This window comes from Prauserella marina (assembly GCF_002240355.1).
Lineage (GTDB): Bacteria > Actinomycetota > Actinomycetes > Mycobacteriales > Pseudonocardiaceae > Prauserella_A > Prauserella_A marina.
The window spans coordinates 2,636,147-2,652,488 of record NZ_CP016353.1 but is presented as its reverse complement, the minus strand read 5'-3'; the positions used below and the strand labels follow the sequence as shown (position 1 = coordinate 2,652,488).

The 16,342-nt window shown below is 68.4% G+C and carries 15 protein-coding genes; 5 read left to right on the top strand and 10 right to left on the bottom strand.

Annotated elements, in window-relative coordinates; all coding sequences use genetic code 11:
- Positions 1–4 precede the first annotated feature (4 nt).
- On the bottom strand, positions 5–1,228 hold the full coding sequence (locus tag BAY61_RS12335; RefSeq protein WP_091797205.1) for a cytochrome P450: 1,224 nt from the start codon (positions 1,226–1,228) through the stop codon (positions 5–7).
- Between the two features lie 187 nt (positions 1,229–1,415).
- On the opposite strand from BAY61_RS12335, the gene BAY61_RS12330 reads away from it, so the two are divergent.
- The gene (locus tag BAY61_RS12330; RefSeq protein ID WP_091797203.1) at positions 1,416–2,258 is read left to right on the top strand and encodes an SAM-dependent methyltransferase; all 843 of its coding nucleotides are present in this window, start codon (positions 1,416–1,418) and stop codon (positions 2,256–2,258) included.
- An 85-nt stretch (positions 2,259–2,343) separates the two neighbouring features.
- Here BAY61_RS12330 and aztD read toward each other — a convergent pair whose 3' ends face one another.
- Genes aztD through aztB form a run of 4 tightly spaced genes read right to left on the bottom strand, consistent with a single transcriptional unit; the run spans position 2,344 to position 6,524 of the window.
- Positions 2,344–3,531, bottom strand: a complete 1,188-nt coding sequence (gene aztD / locus BAY61_RS12325; protein ID WP_091797201.1) for a zinc metallochaperone AztD — start codon at positions 3,529–3,531, stop codon at positions 2,344–2,346.
- Positions 3,532–3,559: 28 nt separating this feature from the next.
- Positions 3,560–4,477 carry a zinc ABC transporter substrate-binding protein AztC gene (aztC, locus tag BAY61_RS12320; RefSeq protein ID WP_091797199.1) on the bottom strand — a complete coding sequence of 306 codons (918 nt, stop codon included), beginning with the start codon at positions 4,475–4,477 and terminating at the stop codon, positions 3,560–3,562.
- Positions 4,474–5,676: a hypothetical protein gene (locus tag BAY61_RS12315; RefSeq protein ID WP_245866030.1), complete on the bottom strand. Its 1,203-nt coding sequence runs from the start codon at positions 5,674–5,676 to the stop codon at positions 4,474–4,476. Before BAY61_RS12315 ends, aztC begins: the two co-directional genes overlap by 4 nt.
- Complete coding sequence (aztB, locus tag BAY61_RS12310; RefSeq protein WP_091797196.1) at positions 5,673–6,524, bottom strand: zinc ABC transporter permease AztB; 852 nt, start codon at positions 6,522–6,524, stop codon at positions 5,673–5,675. Before aztB ends, BAY61_RS12315 begins: the two co-directional genes overlap by 4 nt.
- Positions 6,525–6,574: 50 nt before the next feature.
- Here aztB and aztA point away from each other — a divergent pair, with 50 nt between their 5' ends.
- Positions 6,575–7,249 (top strand): zinc ABC transporter ATP-binding protein AztA, encoded by a 675-nt coding sequence (gene aztA / locus BAY61_RS12305; RefSeq protein ID WP_091797194.1) that lies wholly within the window; start codon positions 6,575–6,577, stop codon positions 7,247–7,249.
- 12 nt (positions 7,250–7,261) lie between these two features.
- Here aztA and BAY61_RS12300 read toward each other — a convergent pair whose 3' ends face one another.
- From BAY61_RS12300 to BAY61_RS12290, 3 genes are all read right to left on the bottom strand, one after another.
- Positions 7,262–7,828: a hypothetical protein gene (locus tag BAY61_RS12300; RefSeq protein ID WP_143021320.1), complete on the bottom strand. Its 567-nt coding sequence runs from the start codon at positions 7,826–7,828 to the stop codon at positions 7,262–7,264.
- Between the two features lie 225 nt (positions 7,829–8,053).
- Positions 8,054–11,209 carry a VWA domain-containing protein gene (locus tag BAY61_RS12295; protein WP_211323437.1) on the bottom strand — a complete coding sequence of 1,052 codons (3,156 nt, stop codon included), beginning with the start codon at positions 11,207–11,209 and terminating at the stop codon, positions 8,054–8,056.
- Between the two features lie 149 nt (positions 11,210–11,358).
- Positions 11,359–11,844 (bottom strand): hypothetical protein, encoded by a 486-nt coding sequence (locus tag BAY61_RS12290; RefSeq protein WP_091797190.1) that lies wholly within the window; start codon positions 11,842–11,844, stop codon positions 11,359–11,361.
- Positions 11,845–12,237: 393 nt separating this feature from the next.
- Between BAY61_RS12290 and BAY61_RS12285 the strand changes: the two genes are divergently transcribed.
- From BAY61_RS12285 to BAY61_RS12275, 3 genes are all read left to right on the top strand, one after another.
- Positions 12,238–13,044: an alpha/beta fold hydrolase gene (locus BAY61_RS12285; RefSeq protein WP_091797188.1), complete on the top strand. Its 807-nt coding sequence runs from the start codon at positions 12,238–12,240 to the stop codon at positions 13,042–13,044.
- Positions 13,041–13,481, top strand: coding sequence for a GbsR/MarR family transcriptional regulator (locus BAY61_RS12280; RefSeq protein ID WP_091797186.1), 441 nt, complete (start codon positions 13,041–13,043; stop codon positions 13,479–13,481). Before BAY61_RS12285 ends, BAY61_RS12280 begins: the two co-directional genes overlap by 4 nt.
- 123 nt (positions 13,482–13,604) lie before the next feature.
- Complete coding sequence (locus BAY61_RS12275; protein WP_091797184.1) at positions 13,605–14,609, top strand: ferric reductase-like transmembrane domain-containing protein; 1,005 nt, start codon at positions 13,605–13,607, stop codon at positions 14,607–14,609.
- Here the strand turns inward: BAY61_RS12275 and BAY61_RS12270 are convergent.
- The gene (locus tag BAY61_RS12270) at positions 14,572–15,279 is read right to left on the bottom strand and encodes an adenosylcobinamide amidohydrolase (protein ID WP_245866028.1); all 708 of its coding nucleotides are present in this window, start codon (positions 15,277–15,279) and stop codon (positions 14,572–14,574) included. The two genes, BAY61_RS12275 and BAY61_RS12270, sit on opposite strands and share 38 nt — an antisense overlap.
- A 240-nt stretch (positions 15,280–15,519) precedes the next feature.
- Positions 15,520–16,233, bottom strand: coding sequence for an aspartyl/asparaginyl beta-hydroxylase domain-containing protein (locus tag BAY61_RS12260; protein ID WP_211323438.1), 714 nt, complete (start codon positions 16,231–16,233; stop codon positions 15,520–15,522).
- Positions 16,234–16,342 lie beyond the last annotated feature (109 nt).

Genomic DNA, 16,342 nt, shown 5'->3' with positions numbered 1-16,342 from the left:
GCGTTCAGCCCGTCGTCACCGGCAGCCGGGCAAGTCCCCGGAAGAAGAAACTGCCCACATAGTCCGGACTGAACCCACCGGAAAGCGACAGCGCGGGCAACCGCTGGGCAAGGGCCTCGACGGCGACCCGCGCCTCGGTGCGGGCCAGATGGGCGCCGACACAGACGTGGATGCCGTGCCCGAAACCGAGATGCCCTTCCGCTCCCCGCAGACCTGATCGCGTGACCAGGAACGCGTCCGGATCGGCGAACCGCCGCTCGTCCCTGTTGGCGGAGCCGTAAAGCAGCAGCAACCGCGCCCCTTCCGGGACATCGACGCCGTCGAGCGTGACGGCCGTGGTCGTGGTGCGCAGCAGCCCGCGATGGGGCGCGTCCCTGCGAAGCGTCTCCTCGACGGCGGCGACGATCATGCTGGGATCGGCCACGACGGAAGGCCACAAACCGTTGCGCAGCACGGAGTGGATCGTGCTGGTGATCGCGTCCCTCGTGGTGTCGATGCCGGCCGCGTAGAAGGTGCGCAGGATCATCAAGAAGTCCTCGAAGGACACACCACTGGTCACCAGCAACGACGCGATGTCCTCGCCGGGCACGCGACCACGCTGCTCGAACAGCGCCCGGAAGTACGCGTCGCTTTCCACGAACCGCCTCGCCGCGGCGACCTTGTCCTCGACGGGGCTCAGTGGATTGGCCCAGTCCAGCAGGTCCATGCCGTAGCCGTAGGCGAGGTCCCATTCCTCACGGGGAATCCCGAGCAGGGTACCGATGACCGACTGCACGAACGGCTGGGCGTACTCGCCGACCAGATCGGCCTCGTCGCCGGTGAAGGCGCCGATCAGCTCGCCGGCGATGTCCGCCATCGCGGGCCGGAACGCGTTGACGCGCGGGCCGTGCAGCGCGTGCTGCCACACCGCGCGCAGCCCGGTGTGTTCCTCGCCGTCGGCCTCGACGATGTTGGTCCCCATCGGATGCGCGCCTGCCAGCACCTCGGCGACCTCGGGTTGCTGCAATTCGGGATGTAGCGGCGTCGAGTATCGCGACGAGAACCGCTCGGGATCGGCGGCGACGGCGCGGACCGTGTCGTAGCGGGTGACCAGCCACGCGTCCAGAACCGGATGGTAGGCCACCGGCTCCTCGTCCCTCAGCATCCGGAACAACGGCGCGGGCTCGTCCTTGTGCGGGGCGACCATGGGATTGTAAATGCGGTCCCCGACCAGATCAGCGTCAGTCATGTGTCCTCGGCCCCGTATTCGCTCGGGTTCGCCCGCCGCTACTGCACGGGCGGCGTGCGCGGTGGCGACATGATTCCAGTGCCGACGGGCACCGGACAACCCGGGTGGGGGGTGGGTTGTTCACGAATCGAGTGCCTTCTTATACGCTCCGTATCGGCTGACATCGGATTTCGGACGGGGACGCTCGATGCCGCACGACGAGTTTTCATCCTCACGCCAGGCGATCGCGCGGGTTGTCGACACCACGAGTGCGAGCATCGCCAGGGTCTACGACGCGATGCTCGACGGCAAGGACAATTATGCCGTCGATCGCGAGGTACGCAGCCAGCTCATCGCCGTAGCCCCCGACATCCAGACCATGACGAGGGACAACAGGGAATGGCTGATCAGGGTCAGCCGCTTTCTCGCCTCCGAGGTCGGGCTGGACCAGTTCCTCGACCTCGGTTCGGGACTGCCCAGCGCCGAGAACACCCACCAGGTCGTGCAGCGGCTCAACCTCAACGCCCGGGTGGTCTACGTCGACAACGATCCCGTCGTGCAGGCGCATGGCAGGGCGCTGCTTGAGGAAAACGACTTCACCTTCTTCTCGCCTGCCGATCTCACCCGGCCTTCGGAACTGCTCGCCGATCCGGTCGTGCGCAAGCACATCGACTTCGATGAACCGCTCGCGCTGTACCAGATCTCGACGCTGCACCACGTTCCCGACGATCAGCGGCCGCACGACATCATGGCCGAGCTCGTCGATGCGCTTCCTTCCGGTTCGTACATCGCGCTCAGTCACTTCTACGATCCCGCCGACGGCAGCGAACTGTCCGCGCTGGCAAAGAAACTGGAGGAAGTACTGCTGTCCGGGCCGATGGGCAGCGGCCGGTTCCGCACCAGGACGGAGATCGAGGAGTTCTTCGCCGATCTCGAACTCGTGTCGCCCGGCCTGGTGTTGCCGTGTGACTGGTGGCCGGACGGTCCGAAAACCAAGCCGAAACTCGACGTTCAGCAACTCATTCTCGCCGGGCTGGCCCGCAAACCGTGACGGCGTGGTGGTGAGGACGACGCCCCACCACCACGCCGCTCAGGTCGTGTCTGACAATCTCGTAGCCTGCCGCGCACGGCAGGCCCTAGTGTCCGGCGACTCCGCTCAGCTCGTTGGGGGCCTCGTCGAGGGTCGCGGTCGCGACCTTCTCACCGGAAGCCAGATCGACGGCGGCCACCGTCTTCTCGGCCGGATCCGTGACGTACGCCGTGTTGCCCCTGACGAACAGCGCGGGCCGGGGTTGCTGCCATTCGAGCGGTTCCTCCCATTGGCCGAGAACGGGGATCGTGCGCTCGACGGTCGCGCTCTCCGGGTCGATGACGTGGATCGCGCCGTCGGTTCCGAGCACCAGCGCCTCGCCTTCGGGACCGCGCGCCAGCGACCGGAAGGTGTAGCTGGTGCCGAGATCGACCAGCTCCATCGTGCCGTCGACGGTGTCGATCAGCGACACCTGCTCCGGCCGCTCCAGTTCGGCGAGCTCGTCCCGCTTGTAGTCACCGAGAACCACCGGCGAGACCTCGGAACCGGCCTGGTTGCCGATCCTGCCGTACTCGTCGGGGCTGTCGACCTTGCTGATGTCGCCGTCCCGGTACACGAGGACGCCATCCTCGCAGCCCACGACGACGGCCTCTCCCTGTGCCGTGGCTTCTCCGTGCACACCGGGGCAGTCCTCGTTGCGAGCGAGTTCCGTGGTCCGGTCCTCGCCCAGCACCATCATGCCGACCCTGTCCTGCTCGTTGCCGAGCGTGACGACGAGTTCTCCACCGGAGAGCCGCAACGCGACTCCGTGGTGGGGTTCGGCGGTGGTGTAGTTCTCGGCTTCCGGCTTGCCTTCCGCCAGTCGGGCCGGATCGAACACGGTCACCTCACCGGTGCCGTCGGCGAACAACGTGGTCGTTCCCGCGTGCGGAACCACGTGTCCCGGTTCGGCACCGGGGAACTCGATGTCGGTCAGCCGCGCGCCCACGGCGTCCAGCGCGACAAATCCGTCCGATGTGGACACCATGACATGCCGGTCGTCACCGGCGGGGTTGAGCCTGTTGAACCCCTCCAGCTTGATGTCCTCGGCAACGTCGAGACTCGTCCCTTCGAGGACGTAGATACCGCCGTCGTAGCTCACCACCACCGGGTCGGCGACCTGAGCCGAACCACCCGCCGCACCCGCCCCCTCGGGCGGCGCGTCATCCCGTTCACCAGGACCGCACGCGGCGACCACCGCCACGGTGGCGGTCACCGCGGACACGACGCCCGCCGACCTCAACAAGTTTCCCATGAACTCTTCCCTTTCTTTCCCGCTTCGTTCAGCCGTCGCCGCGCCGCAGGCCGGAGACGATGGTGTCGGTGTTGGCGCGCATCATGTCCAGGTACGTCCCGGCCGGACCGTCCCGCTCGCTGAGCGACTCCGAGAACAGGGCGAGCACCTCGACGTGCAGTCCCGCCTGCTCGGCCAGCACCCTGGCCAGCCGGTCCGGCTGTGAGGAGTCCGCGAAAATCGCGGGAACCCCGGCCTCGCGAATGGTGCCCGCCAGCTCGCTGAGGTCGGAAGCACTCGGTGAGGCCAGCGTCGTCCCGCTCGGTACGACCGCGCCGACTACGCGGAAGTCGTACCTGGCCGCGAGGTAGCCGAAGACGTGATGGTTGGTGACCAGAGTGCGGCCGTCCTTCCCGATTCCGTCGAACCGCTCGGCCATCCAGGTGTGCAACTCGTCGAGCTCGCGCAGGTAGCGTTCGGCGTTGACCTGGATCGCCCCGGAGTCGACACCACTGACCTCCTCGCCGATCCGCTCCGCCAGCACCTCGACCGCCGTCCGCACGCGCACGGGGTCGGTCCAGAAATGCGGGTCCGGTTCCCCCTCGCTTTCATCGGCACGGTAGGAAATGGGGTCGATGTGTTCGCCGACGGCGACCGTCGCGACTCCCGACTCCCGCGCGGCCTCGACGTGCCTGGCCATCCCCTCTTCCAGCCCGAGTCCATTGTGGACGACCAAACCCGCGTTTTCGAGGTCCGCTGCCTGCCGCGCCGCGATGCCGAACGAATGCGGGTCGGCGTTGGGCTTCATCAGCACCGTGACCCTTGCCTCGTCGCCGACGATGTTCCTGGTGATGTCGCCGAGGATGTTCGTGGTCACGACGATGTGTGCCCGGTCGGCTCCGGCTCCGGCACAGCCGGTCAGCACCACCAGCAGTACCGCGCACAGTGCGGCGCGCACGGCGCTCACCTGCCGGTCTCCACGATGTGGGTCGGCGCGATGTCGACGGAGAGGGTCCGGGCGACGCGCACGTCGTCGTTGTAGTCGATCTCGTGGACGACGCCCGCTCGCGGATCGTTGACGTAGGCCCTGCTGGTGTCGACGAGGATCGTTGCTCTCGGGTCCGGTTTCTCCAGTAGCCGCGCCGTCGCGGTCTCGGTTCCGCTGTCGATGTCGTGTGCCCGCAGCACTCCCTCGGCGGTGAGGGTCAGCAGGGGCGCGCCCTCCCCCGCCGTGTTGGCTGCCGTGACCGGCCCCGTCTCGACCCGGGCCCAGGTTCGAGCGGCGGCATCCAGTACCCACACCGCGGTGTCCCCCGCTCGCGCCACGAGCGTCGTGCTGCCAGGACGGTGCTGAAACTCCCGTGCCCGGTCGGCCTCCCCGACCTGCTCTGGGTAGCCGATCTTGTCGCCTCGCACCGTTTCCTTGCTCTCGCTCACCAGCAGCGCACCGTCCTGGCAACCGAACACGACACCGAGCCGGGTCACCGCGACGCCGCCAGGGTCATGGCACGGTTCGGCGAGGGTGTCCACGATCTCACCTCCCTGCCGCCGTACCTCGATGACGCCTGCTCCCTCGCGAGTGGCCGGCACGAGCAGGTGCTCGCCGAACGGGACGACAGCCGCTTCGCCGCCCTCGCCGAGCGCACCTGCGCTCTCGGCATTTCCTTCCTCCAGCGCCGACGTGTCGAGCAACGTCGCGGGCCCCTCAGCGGAGGACACCGACGTGATCACCGGGCCGGAGAACACGGCCGAGGGTGCGGCGAGTTCGACCGAGCCCGCCGCCGAGGGCTCCGATCGGTAGTAGTGAACGTGGTCGCCGTGATCGACCATCCACGAACCACTGTCCACAATGTGCACCGCCCCGCCGGCGACGACGTAGCCGAACCTGCCGTCTCCCATGAGTCCTTCCACGCTGTCCACGGGTAGCTCGATGGGCCATTCATGCTCGCCGACAAGGTCGAGAACGCGCACCTGACCCGTTTCCTCGTCGGCAACGACGAGCCGGGACTGCGCTTCGGCTGTCTCCTCGGCGCCTTCGACGTAGCCGTGCGGAGTTTCCTCCTTGGCCGCCGGGTCCTCGGCTGTGTCGTTCGTGCCGCCGCATCCGGCGAGCAGCACCAATGCCAGCGGAATGACCCCGCGGCGGAATTGTCGTTGCGCTGTCACGATGTTGCTTCAATCCTCTCGTCAGCGGTACGTGCTCTGTCCCTGATCCGAGTGGCGAGGGCCGAGCAGAAGAACAGTGCGACGGCGACGGCGGCGACCGTCGCGCCCGCCGCGGTCCCCCAGTGCCATGACAACAGCAGTCCCACGACGACGGAGATGCTGCCGAGCGCGGCGGCGAGCGCCATGATCATCGGGATGCGCCGCGCCCACAGCACGGCCGTCGCCGGTGGCGCGATCAGCAGCCCGACGACGAGCAGCGTGCCCACGACGTGGTAGGACGCCACGATCGCGAGTGTCAGCAAACCGAGCAGCACGGCGTGTGCCCATCGTGGCCGCAAACCGAGCGTGTGTGCCTTGCGAACGTCGAAGGCCAGCGCGACGAACGCCCTGTGCCCCAGTACCGAAACCAGGAGCGCGACCAGCGACGCGACGACGAGAAATCCCAGGTCGCCGGCGCGAACGGCCAGGATGTCACCGAAGAGCATGCCGGTCAGGTCGACCGCGAACGAGTCGGAGTGCGACACGAGGATGACTCCGGCCGACAACATGCCGACGAAGAGCAACCCGATGCTGGTGTCCTGCGACAACCGCGTAGAGCGGTTCAGCGCGGTCACCCCGAGTGCCATGGCCGCCGCGCTCAGCGCCGCACCGAGAACCAGGTTGCCGCCGAGCAACGACGCGAGCGCCACCCCTGGCAGCATCCCGTGCGACATCGCGTCACCGAGAAAAGCCATGCCCCGCAACACGACCCAGGTCCCCGCGAGCGCACAGATCAGCGATACGAGCACGCCTCCGGCCAGCGCCCGCTGCACGAACCCGACCTCGAACGGGGTTGTCAACCACTCCACGAGCGGTCACTCTATAGTGAAAATGAATGTCATTACAAACGGGAAGTGTCATGACCCACAGCGACGACCAGGACGCCATCACGATCACCGGGCTGGCCGCCCACCTCGGAGGACGCCGGGTGCTGGACGGCATCAGCACGCGGCTCCCACTGGGCGGGGTCACCGCGATCACCGGCGCCAACGGTTCGGGAAAGTCGACCCTGCTCGGCGTGCTCGCCGGAGTCGTAGCCCCGTCCTCGGGGACGATCACCCGCCGCTGGCGAGGGCATCCCGCCTACGTCGTTCAGCGCAGCGCCGTCGCCGACCTGTTGCCGGTCACGGTGTGGGACACGGTCGCCATGGGCAGGTGGGCGACCGCGAACCGATGGCTCCCGTTATCCACAAAGGACAAACGAATTGTCAGGGAGTGCCTTGAGAAACTCGGTATCGCCGCACTCGCCAGCCGTCGGCTCAGCGCGTTGTCGGGAGGACAGCGCCAGCGGGCGCTCGTCGCTCAGGGGCTGGCCCAGGAGGCGTCAGTGCTGTTGCTCGACGAGCCGACGGCCGGACTCGACGAGGCGGCCAAACGGGATATCGCCGACGTGATCGACGAGGCCAGCGCGGCCGGGGTCACCGTCGTGCAAGCCACCCATGATCTCGACGACGCGCTGCGCGCCGATCACTGCCTGCGGCTCGAAGCGGGGAGGCTGACCGGCGACGGTGTGCCGCGCGCGGTGCTGGTCTGATGCCGTGCCCGGCTACGAACGCACCAGATCGGCGAGCAGCTGGGCGGTGTCCCGCGTGTCCCAGCCGTCGGGCAGATCGCTGCCGGGCTTGGTCTCGATCTGGAGGGACACGAACGCGTTCCGGTCGGCATCGAGGATCTGGGCGGTCTGCTCTGCCCGGCCGTTGGGGTAGGTGTAGTCCTCCACGTCGACGTCCGCGCCCTCGATCTGGTGCGTGGTCACGCTGGGGCTCTCCGCGCTGAGGGTGGTGGCCTCGAAGTCCTCCGCCGTCTCGGTCCTGCCGATGACCAAGGTCATCGGCGGGGACCCGAAGTCGCAGATGTAGCGCTCGCCGGTCTCGCCGAAGGTACTGACGCCGGCGCCGCTCAACCTGCTCTGCGACTCCCCGACCTCGGGAGGATCCACCAGCGCGCAGCCGGACTCAGCCCTGAGCACCGGGATGTCCCCCACGTCGCCTTCCTCGGCGAGGGCTTCGTCCATGCTGGTCAGCCATGCCTGTGGGACGACCGGCTTACCCTGCGGTGGTTCGTCCCCCGAGCAGGCGACCAGCGCGCCCGCGGCCACGACGAGTGCTGACATCCGAAGTCCCATGGAGAAACCAGCCATGACCGTGCGACGGGTGGTCCCCGCTCGTCGTTCCACGCGTGCCTCAGTTCACGGGTTCCGCGGCGAACGGGCCCGTGACGGGCCGGGTCCGGACCGAGCACCCGGCGGTTCCGGCGCCAACGCGGATCTCGCTGGCCCGAGCGCGGATCTCGCCCATCCTGGGCGGGGGACTCGCGAGGCGGCGCGGGACGCCGGTCGTCACTCGCTTCCCTCCCCCGTTTCCTTCTGCCTGGCGCGCAGCACGAACCAGACACCGGCACCGAGCAGCAGCAGGCCCGCCAAGCCCAGCCCCAGCGCGGGCATTCCGGTACCCGCGAGGGCCGACTGATCGTCATGCGGCGGGCCAGGCGACGGCGGCACCGGCGACGGGCCTGGTGACGGAGTCGGCTCCGGAGAAGGGGTCGGTTCCGGGCCAGGCTTGTCCCTGTTGGTGATCGTGCAGGTCACGTCGTCGCCGGGAACGATCGGCACGGTCGCCCGTTCGACTCCGAGATCACCGTCGCGCCCCGCGCACGCCCACTCCGATGCCGTGTAGCCGCCGGGGCCTTCCTCGGCGAGCACGTAGTCCCCCGAGACCACGGCGGCATCGGTCACCGACGAGTCACCCGTCCTTCCGGAGACGCCCGGCGTGGGGCCGTCGGCGGACAGGACCCAGTCGCGCGGCTTCGCATCGCCGCCGTGCTCGTTGATCACGTCCTTGACTAGGGTCAGCGACGCACCACGGTAGGCGTTCACCAGGGTGCATCTTCCGCGCTGTCCCGATTCCACGGTCAGGGTGTCCGCCGAACTGAACTCGGTGAGCCCGCAGTCGACGGACTCCAGTGAATGCGTATCGGGTCCGGTCTCGCTGATCCGGTATGCCTGACCGGGCCGGACCGTGATCGTCACTCCCTCGCCCGCTGTTCCGCGCACCGTCTGTTCCGGCACCCCAGCCGGGTCGGGGTCGACCGGTGTCGCGGTGATCCGCCAGTCCCCTGGGACGGCTTGCCCGCCGCGCACCTCCTTGACCAGCGTCAGCGGAACCGTCTCGTTGACAGCCGAGCACACCACGTGCATGCCGAGCGCGACGTTGACCCCGCCGTTGATGCCGTCGTTCCAGCCAAGCTTCTGGGTTCCGTCCCTGCCATAGGCGAGGCAGTTCATCGACCCCGTCGAGCGCGGATTGCTCTGGTAGTCGGTTCGGTTGTCCACCTGCCGGTAGTTCAGCAACGCGGGATCGGTGCCGGTGAGCTGTTCGGCGAGCTGGTACCTGGCGCCTGGCGTCACCTCGGCGGTGGCCTCGGGGCTTCCGCTCACCCCAGCAGGGCCGGGGAGGCTCCCCTCGGCCTCGAACGCCTTCAGCAGCCAGTTTCCGGCGTCCGCTTCGCCACCGGCGACGCGTTTGGCCAGCGTCAGCGACGTCCGGCAGTCGACGTGGTTGGTGATGCTGTGCTCGTTGGCTCCCCCGGCCAAGGTCACGGTCGCCGAGGGCGCGCCCGGGTCGAGTGCCGTCCCGTCGAATTCGACGCCGGTCAGCGTGCAGTCCACGAGGTCGGCGAACCTCGCCGTCTCGGACACCGTCACCTGCTCACCGGCCGAGTATCCGGTCCTCGTGGTTCCCCACGCCTGATCCGATGTGGTGCGCCCGCCGGGGTCGGTGAGCCGCAGCGTGGCCTGTAGGTCGGTGGGCTGGGTGCCGTCGGTGTAGGTGCGTGTGCCGTCTCCCGTCGTCACGCTCCACTGCTTGTCGACCTCGACCGTCGCCGGGACCACGTCCGGCGGCGCCTGGTTCAGCACCGTGCACGAGACCGATCCCGTCAGCGGGACGTCCATCGTGAACCCTGGCCCGCCGCCTGGATCGTCGGTGACCTCGACCGGCTGCTCGGACACCCGCTCGACACACTCGGCGTTTTTCCCGTCCTGCTGAATCAATTGGTATCCGGCTTGTTGCCGTTCGGTGATGGTGATCGCGGCCGACTCGACACCACCCTGGTAGGTGAGCGGGAAGTTCACGGCTCCCGTGCCGTTCGCGGTCGTGGTCTGCGGTGACTCGATGGTCGTTCCGGGCGTGCTCGTCTCGCCGTCGAACGTCCAGCCCTCCGGCGCGTTGAAGACCGTGCCGTCGTCGGCTCTGATCTGCTTGATCACCGACACCGTCGGGGTACAGGGAGCGAGCGCGAGTGAGCGCAGCGCGGCGGCGGCCCCGCCGAAGTCCTCCTCCTGGAAGTAGTCGGCCGTCTCGATGTTGGTTCCGTCGTACTTGTCCGGTCCCGAGATGGCCGCGAGGTTGTCCGCGGCGTTGCCCGAGGTGCCGTCGCCGACTCCGACGGCCAGCACCCTGCTTCCCTTCGCCTTGAGCGCGTTGGCGGAGACGATGCCGCTCTCCAGTTCCCTCAGGCACGTGATCGACCCGGTGCCGCCCGGCCCCTCGGGGGTGGAGTACATGGTGGGCATCCCGTCGGTGACCACCACCGTGACGTCGTAGTTCTCCGCCGCCAGCGCGGGCTCATACAGCGCCCGGTCCCAGTTGGTGCCCCCGTTTGCCGTGGCGTTCGACCACCCCGCCCATTGCTGCTTGAACGCGGCGGCGTCGGCGCGGGTGGAGACCGAGGCGAGACCGGGTGAGTTGGCTTGGGCTCTCGTGGCGGGCGAATAACTGGAGAAGGTGAACAAGGCCATGGACGACGGGGTGCCCTGCAAGCTGTCGACGAACGCGTCGGCTGCCGACTTGAGCGCCGGCACGCTTCCGTTCATGGAGCCGGACAGGTCGAGTACGAGTGCGACCCTGAGCCCGCACTGGCCCGGCAATTCGGGGTTGACGCGCGATTGCTGCCAGGTGCCGGTGGAAGCGGCCTGGTTGTTCGAACCGGTACCGACCATGAAGTTGTCGGTCGAACTGTAGGTTTCGCCGCCGTAGAGCGAGGGTGTCCGGAACCGGTAGGCGGTCGAGGCGGTGCCCCCTGTCCGGAAGGTTTCGTTGCCGACCCAGCCCGCGGGCGCGGAGATCTGCCGCACCCAGAACCGCCCGCCCCTGTTGACTCCTCCCGAGCCGGTGCCGGTCACCACGAAGCTGCAATCGCCTTCGGCGTCGGACGTGCAGGTGAAGAGCGGGTTTCCGCCGGTTTCCGACGAGTAGAGGCCGAGCGTGGAACCCGCCAGCGGAGCGACGGACTGGTCACCGTTGCGATCGCCGCCCATCTTGACGGTGACGACGGACGTCGTCGAGGTCGGTGGTGGTACCGCACGCGCGGCGTTGTCCGGATCCGCCGTGGCGGCCTGTGACGACTGCACGAGCGCCGCGGCGGGCATCGCCACCACCGCCGCGAGCGTCACCAGGATCGTCCTGGCGCTTCTGCCCGCACCTCTCCGTCGCATGAGACTCCCCACCTCGTGTCCGGGACCACGCGGCATCATCACCGCATCCCGGGGCTGGAGGGCGGCAAGCAACGCGCGATGGCGGCAAGTGCAGCCATGGGGGTGACATACGTTCGAGTAGGGCGCTGGTCAGCGAAAACAGTCGCGAGTCACTCAGTGGTGACGGCCAAACCGGCTCGGTTCCGCTCGGCCTCGCGGCCCCGTACGCGCAACGCCGTCATGGCGATGAGCGCCGACCACACCAGGCTGTACCAGCCGAAAGCGGCACCGCCGACGTCGCTGGTCAGTGCCCTGACAAGCATGCCGACTCCACCGGCGAGCATCAGCAACGCAAACGCGAACAGCGGAACCATCAGCACCCAGCGGGGCAACCTTCGCGCGACCGGCAGCAACGGCAACAGCAACGCGCCGATGCCGAGCATCCCTACCGCGACGTTGCCCCACTGGGCCGCGGCCACCTCGCCCGGCCCGTAGGCCGTGTACGAGGAGGGATCGACCTCGGGCCCGCCGGTGACCCCCAGTTCACCGGCGAGCGCGAAGTGCACCTTCGACACCACGTACAGCGCGGTCAGCACCATCGCCGACAGTGCGAAGACGAACAACGGAATCCTGCGGCGGGCTCGGGTCGTTTCCATGCCGTCGATCGTCGCGCCCCGTGGCCTCCGCCGGATCCCGCTCAGGTGGGAGACCCGTTCCCTCCAGGGGAGGGAAAACTCCCGCGCGGCGGGTCAGCGGGTCAGCGGGTCAGCGGGCAAGTCCGCGAGTCCCCCGCCCGGGCGGGCGAGATCCGCACCCCGGTCGGCGAGTTCTGCATTCAGGTCGGCGAGATCCGCACCCGCGTCAGCGAGATCCGCGCTCGTGCCGACGAGATCCGCATCCGGGTACCCAAGATCTGCGCCCGGTCAATCAGATCCGCGTCCAGGTCAGCAAGTTCCGCGCCCAGGTGGGCGAGATCCGCGCCCGGTGGGCGAGATCCGTACCCAGACCGGCGAGATCCGCATCCGGCACAAGTTTGCTATATTCAGTAAATGCTAAATCTGACCGATGGTCTCCGCCGCCCGGGCTGCGTCCTGCGCTACGCCGACAGCGGCGGAGCGGGTACCGCTGCCGTGTTCCTCCATGGCGCCGGTATCGACCATCACGTCTTCGACGCCCAGTACCGCACGGTGAGCGAAGCCGGTTTCCGGACAGTCACCTGGGATCTGCGCGGACACGGACAGTCGAGGCCGAACTCGGAGACCTTCACGGCCGAACTCGCGCTCGACGATCTCGCCGCACTGTGCTCGGAACTCGAACTCGACCGGCCCATCCTCATCGGACACTCGCTCGGCGGCAACATCGCGCAGGAGGCAGTGCGGCGGGACCCGAGCGCCTTCACCGGAATGGCGGTCGTCGACTCCACCTGGAACACCGGTCCGTTGAGCCCGGTACAGCGGAAACTGTTGCGCATGGCGGCTCCGCTGCTCACATTGGTTCCCGCGCGTTCGCTGCCGAAGACGATGGCCAACGCCTCGGCGGTCACGGCGGCGGCGCGCGAGGATGCCATCCGCGCCTTCGGACAACTGTCCAAACGCGAATTTGTGGAGGTCTGGCGGGCGACGACGGCCTTCGTCGCGCCCGATCCCGGCTACCGCACCGCTATTCCACTGTGCCTCGTGGTCGGCGAGAAGGACAAGACGGGCAACATCGCGACCGCGATGCGGGCGTGGGCGGCCGCCGAGAACACGCCGCTCGACACCGTGCCCTCGGCGGGGCACCTCGCCCCACAGGACGCGCCCGATGAGGTCAGCCGGATCCTGCTGCGGTTCCTCGAAGAACAGGCAGGCCCGGCATGAGCGCGACGGCGGAGGAAAGTTTCGTCAACACCATCGGCGATCTGCTCGCCTCGTGGCGGCTTTCCCACGCCACCGGCCGGGTCTACGGCAGGCTGCTGCTGGAACCGGATCCGGTGTCGCTCGACCGGCTTGGGAGCGCACTCGGCCTGAGCAAGGGAGCCATCAGCACGGCGGTGAGGGAACTCGTCGCGTGGGGGCTGGCTACCACCATCCCGCAGGCCGGGAGCCGCAGGCTGCTCGTCGAGGCCACCGGCGGGCTGGAAACACTACTCGCCGCGAGCCACCAACGTGCGCGGCAGTTCATCGGAGCACTGCGGGACGGCAAGGCACTGGCCGGTTCGGAAGCGGGCCGGCAACGCCTCGATGACGTCACCGACCTGTTCGAGAACTATGTCGCCGCGGGGGAGGAACTGCTCAGGCGGCGCGGCGATGCGTGAGAACCGCTTGCCGCGCAATGGTTCCACGGCAGGAATCCGCTAGGCCGCACTGGCTCTTGCGCGCCATGACAGCGCCCGCTTGACTGGATCGTGGTGGGTGGGCGAAAGGCGGCAAGGGTACCGATGGTCTCCACAGAGCACATTCCCGATACCCGGCGGCGCCCCGGGTTGAGAGCTGACCTGCGCGGAGCGATTCCCGACGCGACCGCCGCGCTCGTGGTCACCCTCGTGATCTTCGGCTGGCTCTACTGGAGAGTCGAGCAGGGCACGTCGGCGACCATCGCGGTGATGCCGCACCTCGCCGACGCGGCGACGTACTGGATGTACTGGCTGTGCCAGGCTTTCGGCTGGTCCGCACTGCTGTGGGCTTGGCTCACCACCATGCTCGGCCTCATCAGATCGAGTGCGCGGCCGAATCAGCTGACACTGTCACCCGCGCGCGTGGAAAGCCTGCACCGGACCACCAGCCTGACGACCATCGGGCTGATGTTCGCGCACGCGTTCCTTTTCTTCCTCGAACTGGTGCGGGACAACGAGGACGAACTCGGCTGGCTTGGCCGGATCGGCGGCGCCTTCGTCGACACCTTCGTGCCAGGCGGGTATTCCTCGGGCACCGGCAGGGTCGCGATCCTGCTGGGCCTGCTCGCGTTCTATCTCGCGATCCCGCTCGGGCTCGCCTACTACTTCCGGCAGCGGACGGGCGCCCGTGCCTGGCGGGCGCTGCACCGGTTCGTCATTGTCTGTTACGTGCTCAGCGTGTGGCACACCCTGTTGTACGGCACCAATGTGTGGTTCGAGGGCTGGCCGCGCACGACGTTGTGGCTGCTCCAGGTTCCGGTCGCGCTGCTGCTGATCGCGCGGTTGCTCGCACCGGCCCGTCCGCTGGAACGGCTGCGGGCACTCCGTGGCGCGCTGGGCACGACTCGCCGGGTCGCCGCGCTGTTGATCGTCGTGGCAAGTGTCGCCGGAATCCTCGCCGTGGTCGTCACCGGCAGGGACGGAGGGCGAACCCCCGGCGCGGAGGGCGCACCACTGTCGGTGCAACCGTGGATGGTCTGGACCGGAACCGGTGTGCTCGCGGTCGCGGTGCTCACCGCGCTCCTGGTCGTCTCACGGGCTCGCCGCTGAGAGCCCACCCCCAGTACCCGGGATCCGCGATCCGCAGTCCCGCTCCGACGGCGGCGTGCACGGCGCGCGCCAGTGCGGAACCCGCCACCGATCGCGGTCCCCCGTAGGCTTCGGCAGGCCCGTCGGCAGGACAGCACAGGATCGTGGCGTCGGTGCAGGTACCCGTGCCGTCGACACCGCTGTCGAGCAACGCCTGCGCCTTCGCCTCCGCGACCGTGGCGACGGCGTTGACGAGCGCGGCCTCGGAAAGACGCACGGGAAACCGGGCGACCACGTTGATCGTTCCGGCCACGACTGGACCGGCGCCAATCTGGTCGCTCGCGGCCCAGATCGGCATCCCGACGCCGGTCGTGGCATGTACCCGCACGCCGTTGTCGGCTTGGGAGCGCACGTTGCGCACGTCGACCGCGGTGAGCAGTCCGGTGCCTTCGCCGTCGAGACCGAGCCGAGAGGCAACGCTGGCCGCGTACCGTTCCGGCGCGGGATCGGTGTATCCGGCCGGGACCGTCGCGTTGAGCAACCACCGGCGGAGGCCGAGCCCGCCACCGAGCGGCGCGGACGACACCACGAGCACCGGCTGGCGTGGCCGCCAGGTGAGTACGGGGAGCCCCGACACGACGTCCAGGGACGGCGTGAACCCGGCGTCATCCCTCCGCTCGCCGTGTGTCACGCGCTCCCCTGCCGCCGGTCCTGCTCTACCGGAGGCGACCTTACCGCGCGGGATCACGACGCGCGTTCGACCCTTGCTGATCCACAGTGGACTGATGACGGGGCGCCGCCGCCTGGGCGCGCATCTCACCGGGCTGGTTGCGGATCTCGGCGGCGTGGGCGCGGATCTCGCCCACCCGAGCGCGGAACTCGCCGTCCCGAACGCGGAACTCGCCGGTCGGAGCGCGGGACTCGCGCGGCTTCACACCCGCGCGTTCACCGTCGCGCCCCGCTGTTGCTCGACGCGGCGCAACACTCGTTTTCCGTAGGTGTGCCTGGCCATGACCGCCGCCGTCCGGTTGGCGAGGTGCTGTGGAAGCGGCATGGGCCGCAGCACGTCGGCGATGAGGATCACCCTGTCCTCGTCGCTGTCGTTGTAGACCTCGTGGTCCCAGCTGTCGTCGAAGAGCACGCTCTGTCCCTCCGCCCAGGTGTGCTTCCAATCGCGCACCCGCAATCTCGGCGGATTCTCCCCCGGAACCACCAGACCGAGGTGATACCGGAGATAGCCGCTATAGGGCCCGGTGTGCGCCGGTACCGACTTTCCCGCCTCAAGTACCGAGAAGAACGCCTGGAACAGGTTGGGAATACAGTCCAGCGCGGCGACTGTCTCGGGGCAGCGTCGCGCGTTGACACCTGCCCGCTCCCCCATGGCCCACAGATAGAACACCCGCCATTGCCGGGGAGTACTCGCGGAGATGTCGGCCTGGTCGGGATCCAGGTCGTGGTAGGCGGGCACCTCGTCCCTGTGTTCGAGCACGCCGAGCGCTTCGCGGCGGATCGCGGGATAGGCGTGGTCGAGTACGCGCAGCGTGGGATAGGTCCTGTCGATGTCGAACCGGACCGGGCGCTGGTCACCCCCTGCCGTGCGCTGGAACCAAATGTTGAGGCGGGTCTTCAGGCTCGTGGTGTCCACATGATCCCCTTGTCAGAACGGACTTGTCGGGCCAAGACCATTCTGGCGAGACGACCGGCGCGGGTCAGTGGTGTGCTCCCCCGATTCGGGGGTGGGGAAAACCTCAGTG